Source organism: Tessaracoccus flavescens (assembly GCF_001998865.1).
In the GTDB taxonomy this organism is placed as follows: domain Bacteria; phylum Actinomycetota; class Actinomycetes; order Propionibacteriales; family Propionibacteriaceae; genus Arachnia; species Arachnia flavescens.
Window position 1 is genome coordinate 2739272 of sequence record NZ_CP019607.1, and the last position, 24840, is coordinate 2764111.

Below are 24840 nucleotides of genomic sequence, written 5' to 3' on the forward strand. Positions count from 1 at the left end.
CGCCCACGACCCACACATCCATGAATAGAGCCGGAAAAGTGCTCAAGTTCGCCGCCCGCGGCCTGCCTGCTGATCGCCCTCGGGTGGATCGCCTTCCGCAGGCAGAGCGTGTGGAGGGTCGGCCGTCGGGTCAGGGACGACGGCGCAGCGGCGATAGGATGACGCCCATGAGTCGTATTCTTGCCGCGGTCGCCTGGCCGTACGCCAACGGTCCTCGTCACATCGGTCACGTTTCCGGTTTCGGGGTTCCTTCCGACGTGTTCGCGCGCTACATGCGCATGGCAGGCCACGACGTCCTCATGGTCTCCGGCTCCGACGAGCACGGCACCGCCATCCAGGTGAAGGCCGACTCCGAGGGACTCACCGCCCGCGAGACCGCGGACAAGTACCACGGCCAGATCGTCTCCGACCTCCAGGGACTCGGCCTCAGCTACGACCTCTACACGCGCACCACTACGCCCAACCACTGCCACGTGGTCCAGGAGATGTTCACGGCGCTCTACGAGAACGGCTACGTCTTCGCGAAGACGCAGATGGGCGCCATCTCCCCGTCGACAGGGCGCACGCTTCCCGACCGCTTCATCGAGGGCACCTGCCCGATCTGCGGCTACGACAACGCCCGCGGCGACCAGTGCGACAACTGCGGCAACCAGCTCGACCCCGCCGACCTGATCAACCCGAAGTCGAAGATCAACGGAGAGACGCCCGAGTTCGTCGAGACGGAACACTTCTTCCTCGACCTGCCGAAGGTCGCCCCCCAGCTCGCCGCGTGGCTCGACAGCCGCGAGGACTGGCGGCCGAACGTGCTGAAGTTCTCGCACAACCTGCTCAAGGAGATCCGCGAGCGCGCCATCACCCGCGACCTCGACTGGGGCGTTCCGATCCCGCTCGACGGGTGGCGCGACGCCCAGATGAAGCGGATCTACGTGTGGTTCGACGCCGTCATCGGCTACCTGTCTGCCGCCGTCGAATGGGCCAAGCGCAGCGGAGATCCCGACGCGTGGCGCGCGTTCTGGAACGACCCCGCCGCGAAGTCCTACTACTTCATGGGCAAGGACAACATCGTCTTCCACTCCGTCATCTGGCCGGGCATCCTGCTCGGAGCCAACGGCCAGGGCGAGGTCGGCGGCACCGTCCGCCCCGAGCTCGGCGAGCTCCAGCTCCCGACCGAGGTGGTCAGCTCCGAGTTCATGACGATGAAGGGCTCGAAGGTCTCGTCCTCGCGCGGCGCCTCGATCTTCGTCGGCGACTTCCTCGCGGAATTCGGCCCCGACGCCCTTCGCTACTACATCGCGGTTGCCGGCCCCGAGAACCAGGACACGGACTTCACCTGGGAGGAGTTCGTGCGCCGCACCAACTTCGAGCTCGCCAACGAGTGGGGCAACCTGGTCAACCGCTCCGTCTCGATGGCGCACAAGAACAACGGCGGCATCCCGCTTCCCGGCGAGTTCACCGACGAGGACAGGGCCCTGCTCGAGGCCTCCGCCGCGGCGTTCGACGTGGTGGGTGAGCACATCGCCGCGCGCCGCTTCAAGGCGGGCATCACCGAGGCGATGCGGATCGTCAGCCTGGCGAACAAGTACCTCTCCGACATGGAGCCCTGGAAGCTGAAGGACGATCCGGCCCGCCGCGACACCGTCCTGCACGTCGCGCTCCAGGTCGTCTCCGACGCCAACACGCTGCTCACCCCCTATCTGCCGCACTCCGCACAGAAGGTGTTCGAGCTGCTCGGCGGGGAGGGCGTCTGGGCGGCCCAGCCGCAGATCGTCGAGGTCACCGACGGCGACCTCACCTACCCGACGCTGCAGGGCGACTACGCGGCGCAGCAGGCCACCTGGGCCTCGCGGCCCATCGAGCCGGGCACCCCGCTGTACAAGCCGACCCCGCTGTTCGCGAAGCTGGACGAGAAGCTCGGACAGACCGGCCCTGACTGGGCGCCCATCGCCGAGAAGTGAGGTTGGACCCCCCGACCACCAGGGTTCCCGGGTGATTATCTGGCGTGGTTGGGGGATCGTCACGGTCGCGTTCATCGCGGCTGCGGGCATCCTCGGCATCGGAGTTCCCTTCAGCTTGTGGGGCGAGTCGGCCAAGTGGGTCCTGATCCCGGTCGCCCTCCTCGCTCGACGAGGCACGCGGGCAGGCGACGAGCTACCTCGCCTTCCTGGAGGCGGGCGCTAGGGTCCAGACGAACAGGCACACGCTGTTCTTCATCCCCGTCCAGTACTGGGGCATCCTGATCGCCGTGCTTGGCACGGCGCTGCCCTTCCTGCTGCGGTAGCGGCTCAGCCGGCAAGCGTCGCCAGCGCGGCGCGCATCGAGGTGGGGCGGAACCCCTGCCGCATCGCCTCGCGGCGCAGCGCCGGCTCTGCCCGGTACAGGGCCGCGCCGCGGCGCAGCAGCACCGGGGGAGTCTTGCGCTTCTCGCGCAGGTCTCGCGCGAGGCGGCGGGAGAAGTTGGCTGCGCGACGGCGGTCAAGCCACCAGCCCTCGGCCTCGATGCCCGCGTCGATCGCCGGCTGCAGCGCGTCGATCGCGAAGATTCCCTCGGCGACGACGATCCTCGCGTCACCGAGTTCGACGACCTTGGAGCCGACGCGCCGCGAGAGCGAGATGTCGTACTCCGGGACCTCGCAGCGTCCAGTGCTCAGCAGCGTCGAGATGGCAAGCAGTGCCGCCTCGAGGTCCCACGTCTCCACGCGGTCCCAGTCCGGGATGCCCATGGGGGTCATCGGGAGGTCGGGGTGGTCGGCGTCGTGGTAGAAGTCGTCGAGGCTCAGCGGGAGCGCGGAGGCGGCCTCGGCGGCGAGCCGGGTCAGCCGCGACTTGCCACTGCCTGAGGGACCGGCGATCAACAGCAGGCTCCGACTCATGCGGGACAGGATAGTACGAACCGGCCGAGCCTCTCGACGGGTTACCAGCTGCTGCCGCCGCTGCCGCCCATCCCCCCACCGCCGCTGCTGCCTGACCCTCCGGAGGAGCCGCTCGTGCCGCCGCCGACTCCGCTGCTGACGGCCGATCTGGTCACCGAACTCAAGGACGTCGACAGTGATGACATGGAGCCGGCGAAGCCGCTCGCCCGGGATATGTCGCTGCCGTGGTACCACGAGGTGTCTGCCCGGTAGACGCCCTCGCGGGCAAGGGACTCGAACAGTCCTGCCCACCGGTCGGCGACCCCGAAGACCATCGCGTAGGGAAGGTATCTGGAGAAGATCTCCACGCCCTCCTCGAAGCGCAGCGTGTCGCGCTCCGCGGTGGAGAGGTAGAGCTTGAACGCTTCGGCCTGGGCCCGGACGGCCGAGCCCTTTGCCTTGTAGGAGGCCCGCTTGAAGGAGAGGGCGAACAGCCCGACCCCGAGCAGCAGGATCGGCAGGCCGGCCAACGCGAAGCCGAAGGCCGCGACGAAGGCCGTGAACATGAGGCCCAGCCAGGTGATCATGACACCAGCGCCACGGAGGCCGACGCTGCCCGTGCGCCCGTGCCTGATCATCCAGCCCTTTGCCCGGACGGCCTCGTCGAGCAGCTTGACGAAGCGCTGGCCGGCCTTCCGGTTCTTGTTCAGCTCCGCCGAGGTGACGACGGTTCCCGAGCCGAACATGGTGGCAAGCAACGAGCTCTCGTAGTTCTTGAGCCGGGTGCCAGGAGGCTGCTGGAGCAGGGTGAACCGGAACCCGGACCCGGTCGACTCGATGGCGATCAGCCTGCGGGCGGCGAGATCGACGAGGGTGCTGGAGAGTTCGACGGCGTCGACGCGTCCATCCATGAGCACGCCGATCTCGGCCGGTGAGGCATCGGGAGGGGTGAAGGCGACCGCCACCACGGGTCGCTTCCTCGGCGCGGGTCCGATCCGTCCGGACGTTCCTCCCGCCGGGAGCATCCCCGGTGGCAGGTCCACGAAGACCTCGTCACGCTGCCCGCGGCGCACCGCGTAGAGCACGACAAGCGCCACCGCCGGCAACGCGCCGCCAAGGCCGAGCGAGGCCGGGGTGGGGCGGAACCACGTGCGCGGCCCTGGACGATCAACCAGATTCACATCCACGCCGGGGAAGGTGCCGCTGGGATAGCTCGCCGTCACCTGGAACGCCTCGTGGGGTGCGAGGTCGGGGGACGAGAAGGTCGCGCCCGTTCCGGAAGGCGTCGCTTCGCACGGGTCGTCGAGCGTGCGGCCGTGATGGCAGTAGGCGGCCTCGATCGGGGCGGGGCCGTGCACCTCGGCCGACACGTTCGAGATCGGCAGATCCCACCCGGTGCCGATCGCGTCCCAGTTGAACTCGTCGAGCCCACTCTCGGCGTTGTCCGTGTCGATCAGTCCCCTGACGGTGTAGGTGAGGGTGTAGTCCTCGGGCGTGTCATACCAGGTGTTCTCCTCGCCGACGCGCATCGCGATCGTCCTCGCTTCGTCCTCCCGGTGCACCGTGACGTCTGCACCTGTCGGGGAGGTCCAGAGGAAGCCGACATAGTCGAAGAGCAGGTCATTCGACCGTCGCATGGAACCGGGTGATGGGCGTCTTGTCGTCGGCCCGCGCCGCCACCGGCGTCAAGAGTCCCACCACCACGGCGAGCATCATGGCTAGAAGAAGGCGTATGGCTCTGGACATTGGTTCAGGCTAGCCGTCGGGGGGACCAGTCAACGCGGGTGCGGGCGGCGGGCAGAGACCGGCCCGGGTGCCGATGCGGGCACCCGGGCCGATGGGATCGTGACCTACCAGGAGCCGCCGCCACCGCCGCCGAAGCCGCCGCCGCCGCTGAAGCCCGAGCCGCCGGAGGAGCCGGCGGTCGAGGCCGCGACACCGGCCGCCTGCGCGGCCTGCATCGCGCTGGACATCGACTCGGTGAGGTTGTTCATGGCATTGGCGAAGGCGAAGCCGTGCATCAGGTCGGCACCGACGTACCAGGAGGTGTCGGCGCGGTAGACGCCCTCCGCGCCAAGCTGGGCGAACAGGTTGGACCAGCGGTCGGCGATCCCGAAGATCATCGCGTACGGCAGGTACTTCGAGAAGATGTCCTCGTTCTCCTCGAACCGCAGGGTGTCCTTCTCCGCCGTCGCGAGATACAACTCGAAGCCCTTCGCCTGGGCGAGATAGGCCGAACCCAGCGCCGTGCGCTTGCGGAACTTGCCGGAGATGACCATCAGGCCCGCGCCGAAGATGATCAGCGGGACGGCGATCAGGCTCCAGCCGCTCCGGGCGAGGAGGAAGGCGGTGCCGAGGCCGGCGAGGATCACGATGAAGCCGAGCACCATGGGTCCGGCCTGTGCGGAGATGGGGTTCGACTTGAACCAGCCCTTCTGCACGACGGCGTTGTACAGAGCGGAGCGGGCGTTCGCGAGCACCGACTGGCGCGAGACCCCCCGCAGCTCGGCCGCGGTCACCCGCGAGGAGCCCTGGAACAGATCCTGGAGCAGCTTCGACTCGTAGTCGGCCAGCTTCTCACCTTGCGGGGGAGGGGTGGCGTGCAGGGTGAACTGCTTACCGCCGTCGGACTCGATCTTGAGGAAGCCGCGCACCGCGAGGTCCACGATGGTGGCCGAGACGTCGACGTCGTCGGCCGTCGTGTCGAGCAGCGTTCCGATCTCGCCCGGCAGGGCGCCCTTCGGGGGATGGAACTGGACGGTGACGGGGGCCTTGCCCGAAGCCTGACCGATGTTGCCCTTCTCGCCTGGGGCGGGGGTGAGGCCGGGCGTCAGGCCGAGGTAGACGTCGTCGCGGCCGTGCCTGCGGCGGATCGCGACGAGGCCCGCGATCGCGGCGAGCGCGCCGCCGCCCGCGACGGCTCCGGTCGCGGGATTGATGTCGAACGCGTTGCCGAGCGTCAGGCGCTTCTGCTTGATCTGCTCGACGCCGCCGAAGGTTCCCGCCGGGAAGCCGGCGACGACCTGCATCGGCTCCCTGCGGCCCAGGCTGTCGAGCGTGTAGGCGGCCGTGTTACCGGAGATGCTCGCCTGGCACTTGTTCTGGTACTGGCGGCCATAGAAGCACGCGACATCGGAAACGGCGGTCGGGCCAGTCACCCTGACCGAGATGTTCTGGAAGGTGGACTCCCAGGCCGGGCCGATCACGTCCCAGTTGAACTCGTCCAGGCCGGACTCCGGGTGGTCGGAGACGATCAAGCCCTCGACATCGTAGGTGACGGTGTAGTCCTGGGGCGTGGAGTAGACGCGGTCCTCGTCGCCGATGCGCAGCAGGGTCACGTCGCCCTTCGACTCGCGGTGAACCCGGGTCGAGGCGCCGGTAGGGGAGTCGACGTCGATGTTGGAGTAGCGGAACACGTACTCCTCCTCGGGGTTCGCCCCGTCCTTCTGCGTGGTCGGCAGCACGAAGTAGGGCCCCCGCCCTCGCACCTGCGCGAAGTCCATGGTGAAGTCGATCTGCACCTCGGCCACGCCCTCGGGCGTGAGGTTGACCTTGACGTCATAGTTCGTGATCGGGGCGCTGTCGTCGGCCTGGGCGGGCAGCACGAGCAGCCACGTCGACAGGAGGGCGAGCAACAGTGCGGACAGTCCGGCGCGCAGCTTCGTCATGCACTCCAGAGTAACGCCGCAGGGGGCTACCAGGTGCTGCCTCTCCACGATGAGGAGTGCTGGAACCGGGGCGCGGACATCAGCGAGGAGGAGAGGGTCGAAGGGTGAAGATGATGCCGTGCCCGTCGTCGCTGGCGAAGTCGACTCTCAGGTCGATGGTGACCTCCGCCACCCCCTCGGGGGTGAGGGTGACCGCGACGTCGTAGTTGGTGATCGGGCCGCGTTGTCCGCGGCCGCGGGCAGCGTGACCAGCCAGGTCGTCACGAGCTCGGTGAGGGCCGACGCGAGGCGTGCCCATGTCATGCGGGAAAGAGCAGACGCCGGAGGGTCACGTGACCCTCCGGCGTCTGACAGGCAGGTTCAGGCGTCGACCCCCAGGGCGGCCGCCATCTCGGCGCGGAGCTGACCGAGCAGCTCCGCTCCCCGCCGCTGCGCGGCCTCGAGGTCCTGGGACTCCTCGACGGGAAGGCGCACCTCCAGGTAGCACTTGAGCTTCGGCTCCGTGCCCGAGGGACGCGCCACGACGTGCAGGCTCGGCCCGGTCAGCTCGACGGCGTCGGTCGGGGGCAACGCCTCCGAGCCGGCGGACAGGTCGGTCACCGTCACGGGCTCGCCGAGCAGCGTCGACGGCGGGTTGGCGCGCAGCCGGGCCATGGCGTCGGCGATCAGCGACAGGTCGGCCACGCGAACCGAGAGCTGCGACGTCGCGGTCAGCCCGTTGGCACGGAAGATGTCGCCCAACCGGTCGGCGAGGGCGCGGCCTTCGGCCTTCAGCTCGGCCGCGATCCGCAGCACGGTCACCGCGGCGGTGATCCCGTCCTTGTCGCGGACCGCGGAGGAGTCGACGCAGTAGCCGATCGCCTCCTCGTAGCCGAAGGCAAGATCGGGGACCCGGCCGATCCACTTGAAGCCGGTGAGGGTGGTCCTGTGCTCGCGCCCGGCGGCCTTGGCCATCCGTCCGAGCAGGGTCGACGACACGACGGAGTTGGCGAACACGCCGGGCACGCCGCGCCGGATCGCGTCGTCGCCGAGCAGCGAGCCCAGTTCGTCTCCGGTGAGCATCCGCCATGTGCCGTCGACGACGGCAGCGACGGCGCAGCGGTCCGCGTCAGGGTCGTTGGCGATCACGACGTCGGCACCCTTCTCCTCTGCGAGCGCGAGTGCCAGGTCGATCGCGCCCTTCTCCTCGGGGTTCGGGAAGGCGACGGTGGGGAAGTCCGGGTTCGGCTCCGCCTGCTCGGCCACCTCGTTGGCCGCGGGCAGGCCGATCGCTTCTGCGACCGCGCGGACGGTCTCGGCGCCGACTCCGTGCATCGCGGTGTGCACCCACACGAGATCGCGTGGGGCCTCGGCGGGGTAGAGCGAGGCGGCGCGCGCGATGTAGGCCCGGAGCAGGTCTGCGGTCACGTCGGTGCGGGCCTCGGAGCGGGGCAGGCCCGCCCAGTCGCCTTCCGCTACGCCCGCGATGTGGGCCGCGATCTGGGCGTCGGTCGGCGGCACGATCTGCGAACCGTCGCCCAGATAGACCTTGTACCCGTTGTCCTGCGGCGGGTTGTGCGAGGCCGTGACCACGACGCCAGCGACGCAGCCGAAGTGCCGGATGCCGAAGGCGACGACCGGGGTGGGGATCGGGACGTCGGTCCAGAGCACCTCGAAGCCGGCGCCTGCCATGATCTCTGCGGTGTCCTGGGCGAACTCGTCGGACTTGTAGCGGGCGTCGTGGCCGACGATCACCTTTCCGCCACCGAGTCCCTGTTCCTTCAGCCAGGCGGCGAAGCCGGCCGCGGCCTGAGTCACGACCACGCGGTTCATCCGGGACGGACCCGGACCGATCTTGCCGCGCAGCCCGGCGGTGCCGAACTCGAGGGGCCCGGCGAAGGCTGAGGTCAGTTCCGCAAGGGCCTCCGAGCGGAGATCGTCGTTGTTGGCCTGGGCCTGGACGATCAGGTGGTCGAGTTCCTCGCGCGTGTCCGGGTCGATGTCCGCGTCGCGCCAGGCGGTGGCGAGGGCGATCAGGTCGCGCATCACAGCTCCCCGACGATCCCGGCGAGCAGGGCCGCGAGCCGGGGCCCGGCGTCCTTGCCCGCCTGCAGGACCTCGGTGTGGTCGAGGTTGGTCTCGCTGAGCCCGGCGGCGGCGTTGGTCACGAGCGAGAGCCCCAGCACCTCGAGGTCCGCCTCGCGCGCGGCGATCGTCTCGAGGGTGGTCGACATGCCGACGAGGTCGCCGCCGAGCACCCCGGCCATGCGTACCTCGGCGGGCGTCTCGTACTGGGGGCCGCGGAACTGGACGTAGACGCCCTCCGGGAGCGAGGCGTCGACGCCGTGGGCGAGGTCGCGCAGCCGCTTGGAGTAGGCCTCGGAGAGGTCGATGAACGTCGCTCCGCGCAGCGGGGTGTCGCCCGTCAGGTTGATGTGGTCGCTGAGCAGCACGACCGTGCCCGGCGCCCAGGCGGGGTCGAGGCCGCCGCATCCGTTGGTCAGGACCAGCGTCTGCGCGCCCCAGGCGGCCGCGGTGCGCACGCCGTGCACGACCGGCTCGACGCCCCGGCCCTCGTAGTAGTGGGTGCGGCCCGTGAAGATGGCAGCGATCTTCCCACCCGCCGTGCGCACCAGCTTCAGGGCGCCGCCGTGGCCGCTGACGACCGGCTTGGAGAATCCCGGCACCTCGCCGAGCTCGATCTCGCCGAGCGGCTCACCCAGCTGATCTGCGCCGGAGGACCAGCCCGAACCCAGCACCAGCGCCAGGTCGATGCGGTCACATCCGAAGTGGGAACGGAGGAAATCTGCGGCCTCGGCCGCGAGGTCAAATGGTGTCTGGTTCACGACCTCAGCTTACTGAGCCCCGCCTGCCCGTGTGGGTCTGTGGGAGGATGGGGCCCGTGACCAAGGTTGTGATCATCGGTGGTGGACCAGGCGGATACGAGGCGGCCCTCGTCGGCAGTCAGTTGGGGGGAGACGTCACCCTGATCGAACGCGACGGCCTGGGCGGCGCGGCGGTGCTCAGCGACTGCGTCCCGTCGAAGACGCTGATCGCGACCGCGGAGGTCATGGTCCGCATCGAGAATGCCCGTCACCTCGGCCTGCACATCGAGGGCGAGGAACTCGCCGACGTCGTCCGCGTCGATCTGGGCGAGGTCAACGAGCGCGTGCTCGCCCTCGCGAAGGCGCAGTCTGGCGACATCCGGCAGCGGCTCCTCCAGGAGGGCGTGCACCTGGTCGACGGCCAGGCCCGCCTCGACGGGCCGCACCGCGTCATCGCCACCACCGAGACCGGCGAGCAGGCCTTCGACGCCGACATCGTGCTGATCGCCACCGGAACCACCCCGCGCGAGCTGCCCGACGCGCCGACCGATGGTGAGCGGATCCTCAACTGGAAGCAGGTCTACAACCTGACGGAGGTGCCGGAGCGGCTGATCGTCGTGGGGTCCGGCGTCACCGGAGCCGAGTTCGCCTCCGCCTACGACGCGCTCGGCTGCGACGTCGTCCTCGTCTCCTCGCGCGCGCAGGTGCTGCCCGGTGAGGACCAGGACGCCGCTGCGGTGCTGCAGAAGACCTTCGAGGGCCGCGGCATGCACATCATGAGCCAGTGCCGCGCCGTCGCCGCCCGCAGGGAGGGTGACGGCGTCGTCGTCACGCTGGAGGACGGGCGCACCATCGAGGGTTCGCACTGCCTGATGGCGGTCGGCGCGATCCCCAACTCCGCGGGGCTCGGCCTCGAGGACGCAGGCGTGACGCTCACCCCGTCCGGTCACGTTCAGGTCGACCGCGTCTCGCGCACCAGCGTGCGCAACATCTACGCCGCTGGCGACGTGACGGGCGTCTACCCGCTCGCCTCGGTCGCCGCCATGCAGGGCCGGGTTGCCATGTGGCACTCGCTCGGCGACGCCGTCACCCCGCTCGACCTGCGGCTCGTCTCCTCGAACGTGTTCACCACACCCGAGGTCGCGACCGTCGGCGTCTCCCAGAAGGACGTCGATGCCGGCGAGGTGCGGGTGACCTCGGTCCTGCTCCCGCTCGCGCCCAACGCGCGGGCGAAGATGCAGGGCTTCCGCGAGGGCTTCGTGAAGCTGTTCTGCCTGCCCACGACCGGCATCATCATCGGTGGTGTCGTGGTCGCCCCCCGCGCCTCCGAACTCATCCACGCGATCTCGGTCGCGGTCTCGCAGAAGGTGACGGTCGACGACTTCAGCCACGCCTTCACGGTGTACCCGTCCATGTCCGGCTCGCTCGCCGAGGCGGCCCGCCGCCTGCACAAGCGCGACGTGGACGTGCTGACCAACTAGCCCCGGCTAGCCGCGCAGCTCGGGGAAGCTCTCGTAGCGGAAGTCCTCGACCTCGACCGCGGGATCGTGTTCGCGCGCCCGCAGCACGACGCGGCGGACCTTCCCGCTGACCGTCTTCGGCAGCTCCGCGAACTCGATCCTGCGCACCCGCAGGTACGGGGCGAGGTTTGCCTTCGCGTGGCGCAGGATCGACAGCGCGGTCTCGGCCGTCGGCTCGAACCCGTCCGCGAGCGCGACGTAGGCCTTCGGCACAGCGAGCCGCAGCGGGTCGGGAGCTGGGACGATGGCCGCCTCCATGACGGCGGGATGCTCGATCAGCACCGACTCGAGTTCGAAAGGGGAGACCTTGTAGTCGGAGGCCTTGAACACGTCGTCCGTGCGGCCAACATAGGTGAGGTAGCCGTCCTCGCTGATGGTGACCAGGTCGCCGGAGTGGTAACGACCGTCGGCCTGGGCGGTGGGGGAGCCGCCGAGATAGCCGGGGGTGAGGTTGAACGGCCACGGGTCGAGCGGAAGGGTGATCTCGCCCTGGTTCGACAGTTCTCCGGTGTCCGGGTCGACGATCTCGATCCGCACGCCGGGCATGATCCGCCCCATCGACCCTGGTCGCACGTCCTCGCCGGGAGCGTTGCCGATCGTGCAGGTCGTCTCCGTCTGGCCGTAGCCGTCGCGGATGGTCAGGCCCCATGCGCGCTGCACCGACGAGATCACCTCCGGGTTCAGCGGTTCGCCGGCGCCGACCGCCTCGCGCAGCGCCGAGGGCTTCTCGCCGAGGTTGGCCTTGATCATCATCCGCCACACGGTGGGCGGGGCGCACAGCGTCGTCACCTTGCATTCCTCGAGCTCGCGCAGCAGCGTCGCTGCGTCGAAGCGCTCGTAGCGGTAGCTGAAGACAGTCGCGCCGACCAGCCACGGCGAGAAGAAGCTCGACCAGGCGTGCTTGCCCCAGCCGGGGGAGGAGATGTTCAGGTGCACATCGCCGGGTCGCACGCCGATGAAGTACATCGTGCTCAGATGCCCGACCGGGTAGCTGAGCTGGGTGTGGACGACGAGCTTCGGCTCCTTCGTGGTCCCGGAGGTGAAGTAGTACAGGCAGGGGTCGTCGGCGTCGGTGACCACCTCGCGCGGCGTCGCGGGGAGGTTCTCCGCCTCCCGCATCGAACGCCAGCGACCGTGTGGCTCACCCGTGGTGAGCGTCACGATCTGGTCGATGCCGTCGAACTTGGCCTCGTCCTCCGGGTTGGCGATGACGGCCTTCACCCCGGCCCGCGGCACGCGCAGCTCCAGGTCGAAGTCCTGCAGCGCCTGGGCCGTCGGCAGGACGACGGCGCCCAGCTTCATCACCGCGAGGACGGCGTCCCACAGCTCGACCTGGTTGCCGAGCATCAACATGACCGGATCGCCCTTAGAGACGCCCTCGGCCTCCATCCAGGCGGCGAGGCGGTCGGAGCGCTCGACCATGTCGTTGAAGGTGTAGCGCTCCTCGGAGCCGTCCTCGTCCCGCAGCCAGAGGGCCAGCTCGTCCGAGCCGCGACCTGTCTCGTCGAACCAGTCGATCGCCCAGTTGAAGGGCCCCGTGATCTCGGGCCAGGCGAAGCCGGCGCACGCCTCGTCGCCCTGACCACGCAGGGCGAGCAGGCCGTCTCGGGCGGATCGGATCGCGTCGGTCGCAGTGCTCATCAGTCTCCCAGGTCGAAACCTACGCAACCGTAGGTTCGTTTCCACGCTACTCCCGTCAGCAGTCAATGCCCTCGCGCGTGCGTGACAAGATCGGCCGTCGGGATTGTGGGAACCCCACATGCGCCGCAGCCGGAACGGAACTTCGCGGTGCCAGATCCGCGACCTGACAACAGGCGATGTCCGCCGGGCGACCGCAGGCGGCGCCCGCACCGGTGGCCGCGTCGTCGCGATCGTCCTGCTCAGCGTGGCCGCCGTGGTGCTCGTTGCCGCGCCCACCTGCGCCCTCGTGCTGCGGGCGATGCTGGCCCGGTCGACCCCTCTCCCGGCGAGGGGCGCGCAACGGATCATCCGATCCTGGCGCCCGGGGAGCGCTTCCCCCGGGGCCCGAACCCGCCCGCGAATCTTGGCGACTTCAAGCCGGTGCTCGCGACGATCCCGCCGACCTTCCTCGGCATGGAGGCGAGGTCCGGGACCTGGAACGCGGAGGAGGGATATCACGACCCCTCCGGACGCGGAGGCTGCGCGATCGCTCGCCGCGGAGTCGCTCCCGTCCGAGGTGGGCAGTGGACCAGTTCGGGTTCGAGCTCGGGGACGACGGAGAGCTCCGGGCCGACTACGAGTCGGCGGGCGATCGGGTCAGCGTCACGGTCTCACCGGAGATGTCGCGCTACCTCGGCAATCTCCTCGGCCAGTGGGAGGTGCGGCCCACACAGGTCGGGCGCGCCGGCTGCGGGGTCACCAACATGGAGACCGTCTGCGTGTCGATCGGCAGGGTCGAGATGATGCTCGTCGGCTCGGACAGCCTCGATCCGGCGGCACTCGGCGCGGTCGCAAACGAGATGTACGAGAGCGTCTGAGTCAGTCGTCGAGCAGGCCCATCAGCAGCGAGAAGCCGCCGATCATCAGCGCGCCGTGCGTGATCGAGCGCAGCGCGGGATCGGCTCCGTAGCGGCCGTAGTACCCCTGTGCCCATGCGGCGTGCTGCTGGTCCTCCCAGTAGGGGACCTGGCGCTGGCCCGCGTTGACCATGCGGATCGACGGGTCGTTTCCGGTTCGCACCCGCTGCGCGTCGGCCGCGCAGGCGGGAACCTCACGGGGCGCGCCGCCGGGCGGTGCCCAGGAGACGTTGGCGACGGAGACGCCGTGCGAGGGATCGAAGAAGCAGGGGGCGCGGTGCTCGGGCACCGGCTCGCCCTTGACCCGGGCCTTGACGCAGGCCACCGCATAGCGGCCCTCCTCCATGATCTGGGCGATGCGCTTGACGTCGGCGTTCGAGCTCGCCGTCGAGAGCTGCTGCTTCGCGCCGTCGTAGGAGTCGAGCGCCTTGGTGTAGTCGGCCTGGGCGGCGTCGTCGAGGGGCATGCCGACCACCTCGAGATCGAGGTCACGCAGCTCCTCACCGAAGCTCGTGATGTCACGGTCGATCGCCTGGCGCGAGCCCTGCGACATGGGCTGATGGGCCGAAGGGTCGAACGGCTGGGCGCCGAAGCTGGCCGGCTGTCCGTAGGGGGTCGGAGGCTGCGCGTAGCCTCCCCACTGGGTGATCTGGGGGCGCTGCTGGTACGGGTTGATCGGCGGCCTCGGGGGGATCCCACCGTCGCCGAGCCGTGGCCTGCCCGCGCGCGTGACGCTCAGCACCACCGAGATCATCACGAAGATGAACATCAGGGTGAACAATCCGCCGAACATCACATCACCTCACAGTTACCGCAGTACTCCAAGGATATTCGGCCGCACAAGCGTGCGGAACGTTACCACCGGCCATCGACGCGCAGGCGTGTCGTGGCACAGGGTCAGTCCGGATCGACGATCTCGCACAGCACCTGGCCTGCTGTCACGGCGTCCCCGGCCGCAACGGCGAGCGACGCGATGACGCCGCCGCGGTGGGCGTTGAGCGGCTGCTCCATCTTCATCGCCTCGATCACCGCGACGGGGGCTCCCTCCTCGATGCTCTGCCCCTCCTTGACGGTGACCTTGACGATGGTGCCCTGCATCGGGGTGGTGAGTGAGTTCCCGCTCGGCGCCGAGACCTTGCTGCCGCCGCGGTCGCGCCGGGTCGGGCGCTTCGCGGTCGTCTGGGACTTCGTCCTGGCTCCCAGTCCGCCCGGCAGCTTCACCTCGACCCGCTTGCCGTTGACCTCGACCGTGATGATCTCCGGATCGGGCAGGTCCTCGTCCTCCCCGAGCGCTCCGGAGTAGGGGGCGATGTCGCCTGAGAACTCGGTCTCGATCCAGCGGGTGTGGACGTCGAAGCTCCCGTTCTCGGCGGTGTAGGCCGGGTCGCGCAGCACGGCCACGTGGAAAGGCACGACCGTCGGCATCCCCTCGATGCGCAGCTCGTCGAGGGCGCGTCGCGAACGCTCGATGGCCTGCTCGCGCGTCGCGCCGGTGACGATCACCTTCGCGACGAGGGAGTCGAAGGCTCCTGGCACCGTCATGCCGGAGTGGTACCCCTCGTCGACACGGACGCCAGGACCGCTCGGGGCGTGCCACTTCGTCAGGGTGCCGGGGGCGGGCATGAAGTTGCGGCCGGGATCCTCGGCGTTCAACCGGAACTCGATCGAGTGGCCGCGGACCACCGGATCTTCGTACCCCAGCTCCTCACCCTGCGCGATGCGGAACATCTCGCGGACCAGGTCGAGGCCGGTGACCTCCTCAGAGACGGGATGCTCGACCTGGAGCCGGGTGTTGACCTCCAGAAAGGAGATGGTGCCGTCGAGCCCGACCAGGAACTCGCAGGTTCCCGCGCCCACGTAGCCTGCCTCCTTCAGGATCGCCTTGCTCGACTCGTAGAGCCGCTGCCGCTGGTCGTCGCTCAGGAACGGGGCTGGGGCCTCCTCGACCAGCTTCTGGTGTCGCCGCTGGAGGGAGCAGTCGCGGGTGGAGACCACCACGACGTTGCCGTGCTGGTCGGCGAGGCACTGCGTCTCCACGTGTCGCGGCTTGTCGAGGTAGCGCTCCACGAAGCACTCCCCGCGACCGAAGGCCGTCACGGCCTCACGGGTGGCCGACTCGAACATCTCGGCCACCTCGTCGATCGAGCGCGCGACCTTCAGCCCCCGGCCACCGCCGCCGAACGCGGCCTTGATCGCGATGGGCAGACCGTGCTCCTCAGCGAACTCGACGACCTCTGCCGCGTTGGCGACCGGGTCGGCGGTTCCCGGCACCAGCGGTGCCCCGACCTTCTGCGCGATGTGGCGGGCGCGGACCTTGTCCCCGAGCGCCTCGATGGCTGCGGGAGGGGGTCCGATCCAGATCAGCCCGGCGTCGATCACTGCGCGGGCGAAGTCGGCGTTCTCGGCGAGGAAGCCGTAGCCGGGATGGACGGCGTCCGCCCCTGCCCGCTCGGCGACGGCGAGCAGCTTGTCGATGTTGAGGTAGGTGTCTGCGGGCGTGGCGCCATTGAGGGCGAACGCCTCGTCGGCCAGCCTGACGAACAGCGACTCGGCATCGGAGTCGGCGTAGACGGCGACGGATCCGATGCCTGCGTCCCTCGCCGCGCGAATAACGCGCACCGCGATCTCTCCACGGTTGGCGATCAGAACCTTCGAGATGGCCTCGTTGCCCACTGTTCCTCCTGGCTTCGCACTGGTCGCGAGTCTATCGGCCACCCCGCCGGGTCACGCCGGTTGGTCCAAAAGGCTGTGCCACAGTTGGGTGCATGCCGACCCCTCCGTTCATCCTCCAGCTCCGGCGCCACGTCGGCAACGATCCCCTGTGGCTGATGGGAGCAAACGCCGTAGTGGTCCGCGACGACCATGTGCTGCTGGTGCGGCGCTCCGACACGGGGGAATGGGCGCCGATCAGCGGCATCGTCGACCCTGGTGAACACCCGGCCCAGACGGCCGTGCGCGAGGCGCTGGAGGAGGCAGGCGTCGAGATCGAGATCGAACGCCTGCTGTGGACCGCGGTGATGGACGAGATCGTCTACGACAACGGGGACCGTTGCCGCTTCCTCGACCACGGCTTCCGCGCCCGCTGGGTCTCAGGTGAGCCCTACGCCGCCGACGAGGAGTCGACCGAGGCCGCCTGGTTCCCCATCGACGACCTGCCGTCGCCGCGCCAGGCGAGGCTCGACGCGATGCTGCGGATCGTACGGGAGGATCCCCGCGACGTCGTCTTCGACCTGGCCTGAGGCTCAGTCCTCGATCTTTGGCAGCACCCGGGTCTCGGTCAGCCGCTCGGTCCTCCGCTGGCTCGACGCGCGCTCGTCCTCACGGGGCGGATCGTCTGCGTCGATCTTCGGCTGTTCGTCGGTGCGCAGCCGGCGTTCCGCCGACTTCTCGCGCTCAGCCATGTCCGCCGCACTGGGGCCCGACATCTGACGGTTGCGTTCCTCGGCCTCGGGCGAGCCGGAGAACAGGCGCGCCTCGGGGGAGGTCGACGAGAGCGTCGTCTCGGCGGGGGACTCCTCCTTCGGCAGCGCCGCGGGCTCGGGGGACTCCCCCTTCTTGCGCTGGACGAGCCACGACTGCAGCCACTTCGGCAGCGCCCCCTCGTCCTCGTCTGGGACGGTCGGCACGGGCTTGTCCATGAGCTGGGTCTCCTCGACCGCCTGCTCGTCCTCCCATTGACTGACCACGCGCTCGACGAAGTCCTGACGCTCCTCGACCGACGGGGCTGTCGTCGTCTCCGGCTCGAGCCTCGTGCGGGGAAGCGCGTAGACGGCGTTGCGTTGCAGCCAGTTGATCATCTCCTCGCGCACATAGCAGCGCAGGTCCCAGAGTTCGCCGGAGGTCGCGGCGGAAACGACGGCGCGCAGTCGCACCACCCCGCCGGTCGAATCGGTCACCTGGAGGTTCGCGGAGCGGCCGTCCCACAGTTCGCTCGCCCGCACGAGCCGGACCAACTCGACGCGCATCGCCTCGACGGGCGCCAGCCAGTCGAGGTCGAACTCGACGGTGCCGAGCAGCCGCGGCTCGCGGCGCGTCCAGTTCTCGAAGGCCTCCGAGGTGAAGTGGCTGCTCGGGACGATCCAGCGCCGGTCGTCCCAGGTGCGCACCACGACATAGGTCAGCGTGATCTCCTCGACCGAGCCCATCTGCTCGTTGAACACGACGAGGTCGCCGACCCGCAGCGCGTCGGAGAAGGCGATCTGCATGCCCGCGAAGATGTTCGACAGCGACGACTGCGCGGCGAGGCCCGCGACGATCGACAGCAGGCCTGCGGAGGCGATCAGTGAGGTGCCGACGGCGCGGAACGCAGGGAAGGTGAGCAGCGCCCCCGCGAGCGCACAGATCCACACCACGGCGATCAGCACGCGGGCGATGACCTGCATCTGGGTGCGGACCCGGCGGTAGTGGGGGGTCTCCTCCGCGTCCTCGGCGTCGGCCTCGGCGCGGTGCAGGATGTGGTCCTCGATGGCCCGGATCAGGCCGGTGAGCAGGAAGGCGCTCGCGAAGACCATCACGATGATGAAGACCTGGACGTAGATCTCGCGCCACGCGGGGGCAGGCCCGTAGACGCTCGGCGCGGACGCGATCAGGACCGCGAGCCCGGCGCCGAGCAGCAGCAGGAACACCCGCTGCGGGGTACGCATGCGGCGCGTCAGGAGTCGCATCCGGTCGCGCTTGCGCACGATCAGGCGCGCGGTCAGCGACACGAGGATGGACACCACAGTGCCGATCACGAGGCCGAGCGCGCCCCATGCGATGACGGTCAGGGTGTCGAGTGCGACGTCTTCCGGCATGGACCGAGCCTACTTGCAGGGTTCACCTGTCGGTGCGAAGCGTGACCGCCGAGAAGCCGCTGCTGACGGTGAAGGCGCCGTCGTAGCCGCCGCCCTCGAACAGGAGCGAGTTGCGCTCGTCCGCGGTGATCCGGAAGCCGAGCTCGGGCAGCACGCGCCGGTAGTACGCGGCGACGGTCAACCCGTCGGGGGAGGTCATCACGACCGTGATGTTGTTCGGCGAGTCGATCTGGTCGGTGATCGCGGCGTCGCGCGGGACGGAGAACCCGTCGGGCCCGTTGACGAAACCGAGGTCCCTCAGCGAACGGCCGTCCTCGGGCACCGCGCTCGACGTGAGCTGAGGGGCAGCGCTCGGCTCCGGAGCGGAGGCGGCGCCCGCGCAACCGGTGAGGGCGAGGACGGCGACGAGGCCGCTCAGGAGGCGATGCACGGGGCCAACTCTAGCCGTGGAACCCGCGGCCCCGATCCGGACATTCAGGGGTGAGGAGAGAGCAGGAGGACGAGGATGCACGCTCACGCCCAACCAGCCCCGCCGGACGAGATGATGGGGCGCATGGACGACGACGCGCTCTGGCAGGCGCTGCGGGCCGCTGACGAGCAGGCCTTCCGGATGCTATTCCAGCGACACAGCAGGGCGGTGTACAACCACGCCTTCCGGCACGCCTCATCCTGGGCGACGGCCGAAGAGGCGACGCAGGCCTGCTTCAGCGGCATCTGGCGCCGAGCGGCCGCGGGCACGCTGCCGGAGGTGGCGCACGGGGTGGTGCGGGCGTGGCTGTGCGCGGTGGGGCGCAACGAGGCGAGGAACCTCGTGCGCTCTGACGGACGGCGCCTCCGCCTCGTCGGCCGGGTCGCGCAGCAGCCCCGCGAGGACCGGCACGACAACGTCGAGGACTGGGTCGCGCACGAGGAGTCGATGCGCAGGATCAACCAGGTGCTCGCCCGGATCCCGGACGGCCAGCGCATCGTCGTGGAACTGGTCGCCTGGGGCGGCCTGACCATGGACGAGGTCGCGGCCGCGCTCGATCTGCCAACCGGCACCGTGAAGTCCCGGCTCTCGCGCGCCAGGAAAGCCCTCGCGACCTCTGAGGTCGCCCACCTGCTCGGCAAGGAGAACCCGACATGATGACGCTTCCCCCCGAACGCGACCTGCCGGGAGGCGACCGGATGGCAGACGAGATCCTCGCGGGCGTGGAGCCCGCTCGCCCGGCGCCCGGGAGGAACAGGGCACTGCTCGCGGTGCTCGTCGCGGCTGCCGCGGTGGTGGTCGTTGCCCTCGTGCTCGTCCAGCTGCTCTGGCTTGGACGCGAGACGGCGCCGGCCGAGCCGTCTCCCAGCCCCGTCGTGTCGGCCGAACCAGGAACCGTCGCAGACCTGGATGGAGGCAACGCCGCGACGGTGAGCTCTGCGATGGTGCTCGAGTCGTACCCGGTGCAGATCGCCTACGTGGGTGAGGTCTGTGGTCCGCAGGCCTCGGACGCGGTCTGGGAGCACCGGGTCGACGACGGGCAATGGACGTCGGAAGCCGCGACCACGCCCGCCCAGCCGCAGGAGGCAACGCTGAGGGGCTGTGAGCCGCTCGAGCTGACCCCGCTCGGCACCTTCACCGACGGCACCGTCGTCGAATTCCGGGTGAGCCTCGGCGAGGTTGAGGCGACCTGGGGTCCCGCGCCCACGCAGCTCGTCGACCCCGCCCCGACGCCCGCGCCCGATCCGAGCCCCGAGGCGTCTGAGCTGGCCTCGCCGGCCACGGCGCCGTCGCCGCCCGCGACGCCGCAGGTCGTGTCCCCGCCGCCGGCTACGCGCAGCGCGGAACCGACGTCCAGCGGTGCGCAACGGCCGAGCGGCCCCGTGGAGCTGACCGCAGAGGTCGGACAGACGGTCTCGACCCGCTACTTCGACGTCACGGTGACCGAGCTCGCCACCGACGACTCCGGACTCGCCTGGGGGGCGAAGGTGCAGGTCTGCTACGCGGCCCCGCATCCCGAGCAGAACGCTGACGCGACGACCCGCACGAGCCTCGACCCGTGGTCCTTCTCCGTCCAGGACGGCGAGGGGCCGGGTACCGGGCCCCAGTGGATCAAGGCCCGAGACCTGCCGCCGTCGACGCGCTGGTCGCCGGGGTACGCCACGAAGCTGCTGAAGCTGGGGGAGTGCAACCGGGGCTGGGTCCAGGTCGAGCCGGGGAACCCCGACCTCTTCCTGCCCACCCTTCGCTACGCGCCCGCCGACTTCGACGACGACGTGCGGTGGGAGTTCAACGGCTGACCGGGAAACGAGAGCGCCCACACCTTTCTGAGGTGCGGGCGCCGGGGTTTCTCGGACGGCCAGGCGTCGACCCGCTCGGGGGACACGGGGGTCGTGCGACGCGAGCCGATCAGCCGGTCGACGGACCAGGCGCCTGCGTCGGTCAGGGCGAGGGCGGCGCCGATCCCGGCGAGCACGAGCACGAACTCGTAGCCGTCTCCGACGAAGAAGCCGGCGGGGAGGTGGACGATGGCGGCGGCGCCGAGCATGACGAGCGTGTAGATCGCACCGACGATGCGGGTGCCTGCGCCGAGGATGATCAAGGCGCCGCCCACGAGTTCGATGATCGTGGTCGCGGGTCCGGCGACGGCGGGGCCGGGAACACCCATCGACTCGAAGGCGGCCTGGGTTCCCGCGAGCCCATCTGGGCCTTCTGGACGCCGTGCATCACCATCGTGACGCGAGCACGAGGCGCAGGATCAGCCGGGGGAGGTCGGTCTTGCTGGTCGTTTCGTCAGTGGCCATGTCGTCAGGCTACGAAGCATTACTTGTCGATTCACGTGATTAGACAACTAAAGTCGATGCTCACGCCTGTCCGTTCGCCCAGAGCGAATGCCAGGCCACCCCCAGGTCGATGGTCATCTGCCTGACGAGGGGGAGCGACAGGCCGATCACGTTGTACGGGTCTCCGGTGATGGAGGTCACGAAGGCGCCGCCGCGGCCGTCGATGCTGAAGCCGCCCGCGACCTGCTGCGGTTCGCCGGTGGCGGCGTAGGCGGCGATCTCCTCGTCCGAGATGTCGGCGAAACGCACCGTCGTCGACCCGATGGCCGTCTGGCTGCGCAGGTGCCCGCCCGTGCGGACGGCCACGAAGTGGCCGGAGTGGAGCAGCCCCTCGCGCCCGCGCATCCTCTGCCACCGCCGGATGGCGGCGGCCTCGGAACCCGGCTTGCCGTGCGCCCGCCCCTCGAACTCCAGCACCGAGTCGCAGGCGATCAGGAGGAAGTCGCCCTCAAGTTGGTCGATCACCGTCTCGCCCTTCTTCTCGGCGAGGCGCGCGGCGAGCGAGGTCGGGACCGGGTCCTGGACGAGGTGCTCGTCGAAGCCCGAGACGATGACCTCGGGGTCGAGGCCTGCCTGCCGCAGGACGGTCAGCCGGGCGGGTGACTTGGAGGCGAGGACGACGCGCACGTCAGAGCCGGTGGTAGGTGCGCCAGGCGTCCCGGCCGCCGATCAGCGGGGAGCGCAGCGTCCTGTAGTACGACTTCCACCCGCCTGCGAGCGGGCGGTCGTCGGCGGAGCGGAGCTTCTCCTCGCGCAGCGTGATGGCGAGCGCCGCGGTGACGGCGGCGATCTCCTCCTCGCTGAGGTCGGCGCGCGCGAAGGACAGGCGCGGTTCGTCGGCCGTCACAGCGGGATGTTCCCGTGCTTCTTGGGCGGGAGGGCGCCTCGTTTCGTGCGGAGCAGCCTCAGCGCCCGGATCACCTGGGCGCGGGTCTCGTGGGGGTAGATGACCTGATCCACGTAGCCGCGGTCCGCCGCGACGTAGGGGTTGGTCAGCTCGTCGTCGTACTCCTGGACCAGCCGTGCGCGCTCCGCCTCCGGATCCTCCGCCTCGCTCAGCTGCTTGCGGTACAGGATGTTGACCGCGCCCTGGGCGCCCATGACGGCGATCTGCGCGGTCGGCCAGGCGAGGTTGATGTCTGCTCCGAGCGACTTGGACCCCATCACGAGGTAGGCGCCCCCGTACGCCTTGCGGGTGACCACCGTCAGCAGCGGGACGGTCGCCTCCGAGTAGGCGTAGATCAGCTTCGCGCCACGCCGGATGATGCCGTTGTGCTCCTGCCCGACGCCGGGGAGGAAGCCTGGGACGTCGACGAAGGTGAGCACCGGGATGTTGAACGCGTCGCAGGTGCGCACGAAGCGGGCGGCCTTCTCGGCGGAGTCGATGTCGAGGCAGCCGGCCAGCACCGTCGGCTGGTTGGCGACGATGCCGATCGAGCGGCCCTCGATCCGGCCGAAGCCCACGATGATCGACCCGGCGAAGAGGGGCATCACCTCGAGGAACTCATCGTCGTCGAGCACGTTGCGGATGACGTCTCGCATGTCGTATGGCTGGTTGGCCGCGTCCGGGATCAACTCGTCGAGTCTGCGGTCGTGGTCGGTGATGGTGAGGTCGACCTCGGCGTCGTCGTAGACCGGGGGATCCTCGAGGTTGTTCTGTGGAAGGTAGCTGAGCAGTTCGCGCACGTACTCGATGGCGTCTGCCTCGTCGGCGGCGAGGTAGTGCGCGTTACCCGACTTGGTGTTGTGCGTGCGGCCACCGCCCAGTTCCTCCATGGAGACGTCCTCGCCGGTGACCGTCTTGATCACCTCGGGGCCGGTGATGAACATCTGGGAGGTCTTGTCGACCATCACCACGAAGTCGGTGAGCGCCGGTCCGTAGACGTGGCCGCCGGCGGCCGCGCCCATGATCAGCGAGATCTGGGGGATGACGCCCGAAGCGAGCGTGTTGCGGCGGAAGATCTCGCCGTAGAGGGCGAGCGAGACGACGCCCTCCTGGATCCGGGCGCCGCCGCCCTCGTTGATCCCGATCAGGGGCACGCCCGTCTTCAGCGCGAAGTCCTGGATCTTGACGATCTTCTCCCCGTAGACCTGGCCGAGGGCGCCGCCGAAGATGGTCACGTCCTGGCTGAAGATGCACACGGGACGGCCGTGGATCGAACCGGTGCCGGTGATCACGCCGTCGCCGAACGGACGCTTGGCCTCCATGCCGAAGGCGTGCGAGCGGTGCCGCGAGAACTGGTCGAACTCGGCGAAGCTCCCCTCGTCGAGCAGCGCCATCACGCGTTCGCGCGCCGTCATCTTGCCGTTGGCATGCTGTTTCTCGACAGCGGCGGCAGATCCGGCGTGGATGGCCTCGTCGATTCGCACCCCGAGATTGGCGATCCGACCGGCGGTGGTGTGGATGTCGATCTCCATGCGGCTCACCCTAGCGCCGCGAGGTCGCGCCCAACCCGATGCTTGTCAAATGGCCGTCACTAGACTGTCGCCCGTGAACCACCCCCTTCCAAGCGCCGGCGCCATCCACGGCCGGCTCGCCGCGGACACCATGTTCGGCCGGATCGTCGTGGACCGAAGCACCGGATCGACCAACGCGGACGTCGCGGCGATCGCCCGCGGCGGAGGCCGGGAGGGCCTTGTCCACATCGCCATGGAGCAGACGGCGGGCAGGGGACGGCTCGACCGCAGTTGGGTCAGCCCGCCCGGAGCCTCGATCTCCATGTCCCTGCTGCTCAGGCCGAGGCCCGAGTTCCCTCAATGGGGGTGGCTGTCGATCCTCGCGGGCATGGCGGTCTCGTCGGCGCTGATGGAGTTCGCGCCCGCGCCGGGGCTGGTCACCCTCAAGTGGCCCAACGACGTCCTGATCGACGGGAAGAAGGTGTGCGGCATCCTCTCGGAGCGGGTCGAGCAGCCCGACGGTGCCCGTGCGGTCGTCGGGATGGGCATCAACGTCGCGCTGACCCGTGAACAGCTGCCGGTGCCGAACGCGACGTCGCTTGCGCTCGAGGGTTTCCCGCTCGACGTCGAGGCCATCATCGCGGCGGTGCTGCGCCACTTCGAGCAGCATTACCGCAGCTGGTCGCTGCGCGGCAGCCTGCGCGAGGAGTACGAGGCCCGCTGCGCCTCGATCGGCGCACCCCTGACGATCACCCTCGACGGCTCGCACCGCGTCTCCGGTACGGGCCGCGGCGTCGACGCGTACGGCAGGCTCCAGGTCGAGACGGCGACCGGGCTGCAGACGTTCGCCGTCGGCGATGTCGTCCACGCCCGGCTCGGCCACCACGCATGACACACTGTCTCCATGGCGATCAGTAAGGACCAGCTCGGGTCGGACGAGACCATTGTCACCTCAGTGCGCACCCACGCGAAGGCGCTCATCGCGCCAGCGATCATCCTCATCGTGCTCGGTGGCGTCGTCGGCCTCGGGATCGCGTTCTTCCCGCTCGACTGGCAGCCTTGGGCCAACTACGTGCTGATCGCGCTCGCCCTGATCGTGTTCATCTGGCTCGTGCTGATCCCGTTCCTGCGCTGGATGACCTCGACCTACACGATCACCGACCGCAGGATCATCACGCGCAAGGGGATCATCAACAAGGTGGGCCACGACCTGCCGCTGCGCCGGATCAACAACGTCAACTACGAGCGCTCGCTCACCGACCGGATGCTCGGCTGCGGCACCCTCATCCTCGAGACCGCCGCGGGTCAGCCCCTCACCCTCCCGGACGTGCCGCGGGTGGAGCAGGTGCACGTCACCATCACCGAGCTGCTGTTCGCCGTCCACGAGGGCGACGAGGACTGAGCGCTCGCGCGGCCACCCGGCGTGCGCTTGGTACGCTGCACCGGTGACGCGCCGCTACT

At 69.5% G+C, this 24840-nt stretch carries 25 protein-coding genes; 9 read left to right on the forward strand and 16 right to left on the reverse strand.

The window, feature by feature from the left end:
- Positions 1–167 precede the first annotated feature (167 nt).
- Positions 168–1955, forward strand: coding sequence for a methionine--tRNA ligase (gene metG / locus BW733_RS13240; protein ID WP_077351181.1), 1788 nt, complete (start codon positions 168–170; stop codon positions 1953–1955).
- Positions 1956–1986: 31 nt separating this feature from the next.
- The gene (locus tag BW733_RS17960; protein ID WP_152024714.1) at positions 1987–2178 is read left to right on the forward strand and encodes a hypothetical protein; all 192 of its coding nucleotides are present in this window, start codon (positions 1987–1989) and stop codon (positions 2176–2178) included.
- A 104-nt stretch (positions 2179–2282) separates the two neighbouring features.
- On the opposite strand, the gene BW733_RS13245 is transcribed toward BW733_RS17960, so the two are convergent.
- The 7 genes from BW733_RS13245 to BW733_RS13270 all read right to left on the reverse strand — a co-directional run bounded on the left by BW733_RS13245 (position 2283) and on the right by BW733_RS13270 (position 9342).
- Positions 2283–2870: a uridine kinase family protein gene (locus BW733_RS13245; RefSeq protein WP_077351183.1), complete on the reverse strand. Its 588-nt coding sequence runs from the start codon at positions 2868–2870 to the stop codon at positions 2283–2285.
- A gap of 41 nt (positions 2871–2911) precedes the next feature.
- On the reverse strand, positions 2912–4486 hold the full coding sequence (locus tag BW733_RS13250; RefSeq protein ID WP_077351185.1) for a DUF2207 domain-containing protein: 1575 nt from the start codon (positions 4484–4486) through the stop codon (positions 2912–2914).
- Positions 4470–4595 (reverse strand): hypothetical protein, encoded by a 126-nt coding sequence (locus tag BW733_RS19800; RefSeq protein WP_257787449.1) that lies wholly within the window; start codon positions 4593–4595, stop codon positions 4470–4472. The genes BW733_RS13250 and BW733_RS19800 overlap by 17 nt, the downstream gene beginning before the upstream one ends.
- Before the next feature lie 104 nt (positions 4596–4699).
- Positions 4700–6517: a DUF2207 domain-containing protein gene (locus BW733_RS13255; protein WP_077351187.1), complete on the reverse strand. Its 1818-nt coding sequence runs from the start codon at positions 6515–6517 to the stop codon at positions 4700–4702.
- A 79-nt stretch (positions 6518–6596) separates the two neighbouring features.
- Positions 6597–6815, reverse strand: a complete 219-nt coding sequence (locus BW733_RS13260) for a DUF2207 domain-containing protein (RefSeq protein ID WP_077351189.1) — start codon at positions 6813–6815, stop codon at positions 6597–6599.
- Positions 6816–6877: 62 nt separating this feature from the next.
- Positions 6878–8542: a phospho-sugar mutase gene (locus tag BW733_RS13265; protein ID WP_077351191.1), complete on the reverse strand. Its 1665-nt coding sequence runs from the start codon at positions 8540–8542 to the stop codon at positions 6878–6880.
- On the reverse strand, positions 8542–9342 hold the full coding sequence (locus BW733_RS13270) for a purine-nucleoside phosphorylase (protein WP_077351193.1): 801 nt from the start codon (positions 9340–9342) through the stop codon (positions 8542–8544). Before BW733_RS13270 ends, BW733_RS13265 begins: the two co-directional genes overlap by 1 nt.
- 56 nt (positions 9343–9398) lie before the next feature.
- On the opposite strand from BW733_RS13270, the gene BW733_RS13275 reads away from it, so the two are divergent.
- Positions 9399–10802: an NAD(P)H-quinone dehydrogenase gene (locus BW733_RS13275; protein WP_202970206.1), complete on the forward strand. Its 1404-nt coding sequence runs from the start codon at positions 9399–9401 to the stop codon at positions 10800–10802.
- A gap of 6 nt (positions 10803–10808) precedes the next feature.
- On the opposite strand, the gene BW733_RS13280 is transcribed toward BW733_RS13275, so the two are convergent.
- Positions 10809–12482: an AMP-binding protein gene (locus tag BW733_RS13280; protein ID WP_077351197.1), complete on the reverse strand. Its 1674-nt coding sequence runs from the start codon at positions 12480–12482 to the stop codon at positions 10809–10811.
- 563 nt (positions 12483–13045) lie between these two features.
- On the opposite strand from BW733_RS13280, the gene BW733_RS13285 reads away from it, so the two are divergent.
- Positions 13046–13339: a hypothetical protein gene (locus BW733_RS13285; RefSeq protein ID WP_077351199.1), complete on the forward strand. Its 294-nt coding sequence runs from the start codon at positions 13046–13048 to the stop codon at positions 13337–13339.
- A gap of 1 nt (position 13340) precedes the next feature.
- On the opposite strand, the gene BW733_RS13290 is transcribed toward BW733_RS13285, so the two are convergent.
- Together BW733_RS13290 and BW733_RS13295 are read right to left on the reverse strand one after the other, a co-directional pair.
- On the reverse strand, positions 13341–14171 hold the full coding sequence (locus tag BW733_RS13290) for a hypothetical protein (protein ID WP_077351201.1): 831 nt from the start codon (positions 14169–14171) through the stop codon (positions 13341–13343).
- Positions 14172–14275: 104 nt separating this feature from the next.
- Entirely contained in the window at positions 14276–16051 is a 1776-nt protein-coding gene (locus tag BW733_RS13295; RefSeq protein ID WP_202970207.1) for an acetyl/propionyl/methylcrotonyl-CoA carboxylase subunit alpha, read from the reverse strand.
- Between the two features lie 92 nt (positions 16052–16143).
- On the opposite strand from BW733_RS13295, the gene BW733_RS13300 reads away from it, so the two are divergent.
- Positions 16144–16617 (forward strand): NUDIX hydrolase, encoded by a 474-nt coding sequence (locus BW733_RS13300; protein WP_077351203.1) that lies wholly within the window; start codon positions 16144–16146, stop codon positions 16615–16617.
- A 3-nt stretch (positions 16618–16620) separates the two neighbouring features.
- Here the strand turns inward: BW733_RS13300 and BW733_RS13305 are convergent, their stop codons facing one another.
- On the reverse strand, positions 16621–18171 hold the full coding sequence (locus BW733_RS13305; RefSeq protein ID WP_077351205.1) for a mechanosensitive ion channel family protein: 1551 nt from the start codon (positions 18169–18171) through the stop codon (positions 16621–16623).
- Between the two features lie 22 nt (positions 18172–18193).
- Entirely contained in the window at positions 18194–18601 is a 408-nt protein-coding gene (locus BW733_RS13310; RefSeq protein WP_077351207.1) for a hypothetical protein, read from the reverse strand.
- A gap of 75 nt (positions 18602–18676) precedes the next feature.
- On the opposite strand from BW733_RS13310, the gene BW733_RS13315 reads away from it, so the two are divergent.
- Both BW733_RS13315 and BW733_RS13320 read left to right on the forward strand, forming a co-directional pair.
- The gene (locus BW733_RS13315) at positions 18677–19297 is read left to right on the forward strand and encodes an RNA polymerase sigma factor (protein WP_077351209.1); all 621 of its coding nucleotides are present in this window, start codon (positions 18677–18679) and stop codon (positions 19295–19297) included.
- On the forward strand, positions 19294–20439 hold the full coding sequence (locus tag BW733_RS13320; protein WP_077351211.1) for a hypothetical protein: 1146 nt from the start codon (positions 19294–19296) through the stop codon (positions 20437–20439). The genes BW733_RS13315 and BW733_RS13320 overlap by 4 nt, the downstream gene beginning before the upstream one ends.
- On the opposite strand, the gene BW733_RS13325 is transcribed toward BW733_RS13320, so the two are convergent.
- The 4 genes from BW733_RS13325 to BW733_RS13340 all read right to left on the reverse strand — a co-directional run bounded on the left by BW733_RS13325 (position 20388) and on the right by BW733_RS13340 (position 23400).
- Positions 20388–20807: a DoxX family protein gene (locus tag BW733_RS13325; protein ID WP_152024715.1), complete on the reverse strand. Its 420-nt coding sequence runs from the start codon at positions 20805–20807 to the stop codon at positions 20388–20390. The two genes, BW733_RS13320 and BW733_RS13325, sit on opposite strands and share 52 nt — an antisense overlap.
- 196 nt (positions 20808–21003) lie before the next feature.
- Positions 21004–21609 (reverse strand): Maf family protein, encoded by a 606-nt coding sequence (locus BW733_RS13330; RefSeq protein WP_077351213.1) that lies wholly within the window; start codon positions 21607–21609, stop codon positions 21004–21006.
- Position 21610: 1 nt separating this feature from the next.
- A complete protein-coding gene (locus BW733_RS13335; RefSeq protein WP_077351215.1) occupies positions 21611–21829 on the reverse strand; it encodes an acyl-CoA carboxylase subunit epsilon in 219 nt (72 codons plus the stop codon).
- Complete coding sequence (locus BW733_RS13340) at positions 21826–23400, reverse strand: acyl-CoA carboxylase subunit beta (RefSeq protein WP_077351217.1); 1575 nt, start codon at positions 23398–23400, stop codon at positions 21826–21828. Before BW733_RS13340 ends, BW733_RS13335 begins: the two co-directional genes overlap by 4 nt.
- Positions 23401–23473: 73 nt before the next feature.
- Between BW733_RS13340 and BW733_RS13345 the strand changes: the two genes are divergently transcribed.
- Positions 23474–24271 carry a biotin--[acetyl-CoA-carboxylase] ligase gene (locus tag BW733_RS13345; RefSeq protein WP_161490236.1) on the forward strand — a complete coding sequence of 266 codons (798 nt, stop codon included), beginning with the start codon at positions 23474–23476 and terminating at the stop codon, positions 24269–24271.
- 12 nt (positions 24272–24283) lie between these two features.
- Complete coding sequence (locus BW733_RS13350) at positions 24284–24781, forward strand: PH domain-containing protein (protein WP_077351221.1); 498 nt, start codon at positions 24284–24286, stop codon at positions 24779–24781.
- The last annotated feature ends 59 nt before the right edge of the window (positions 24782–24840 follow it).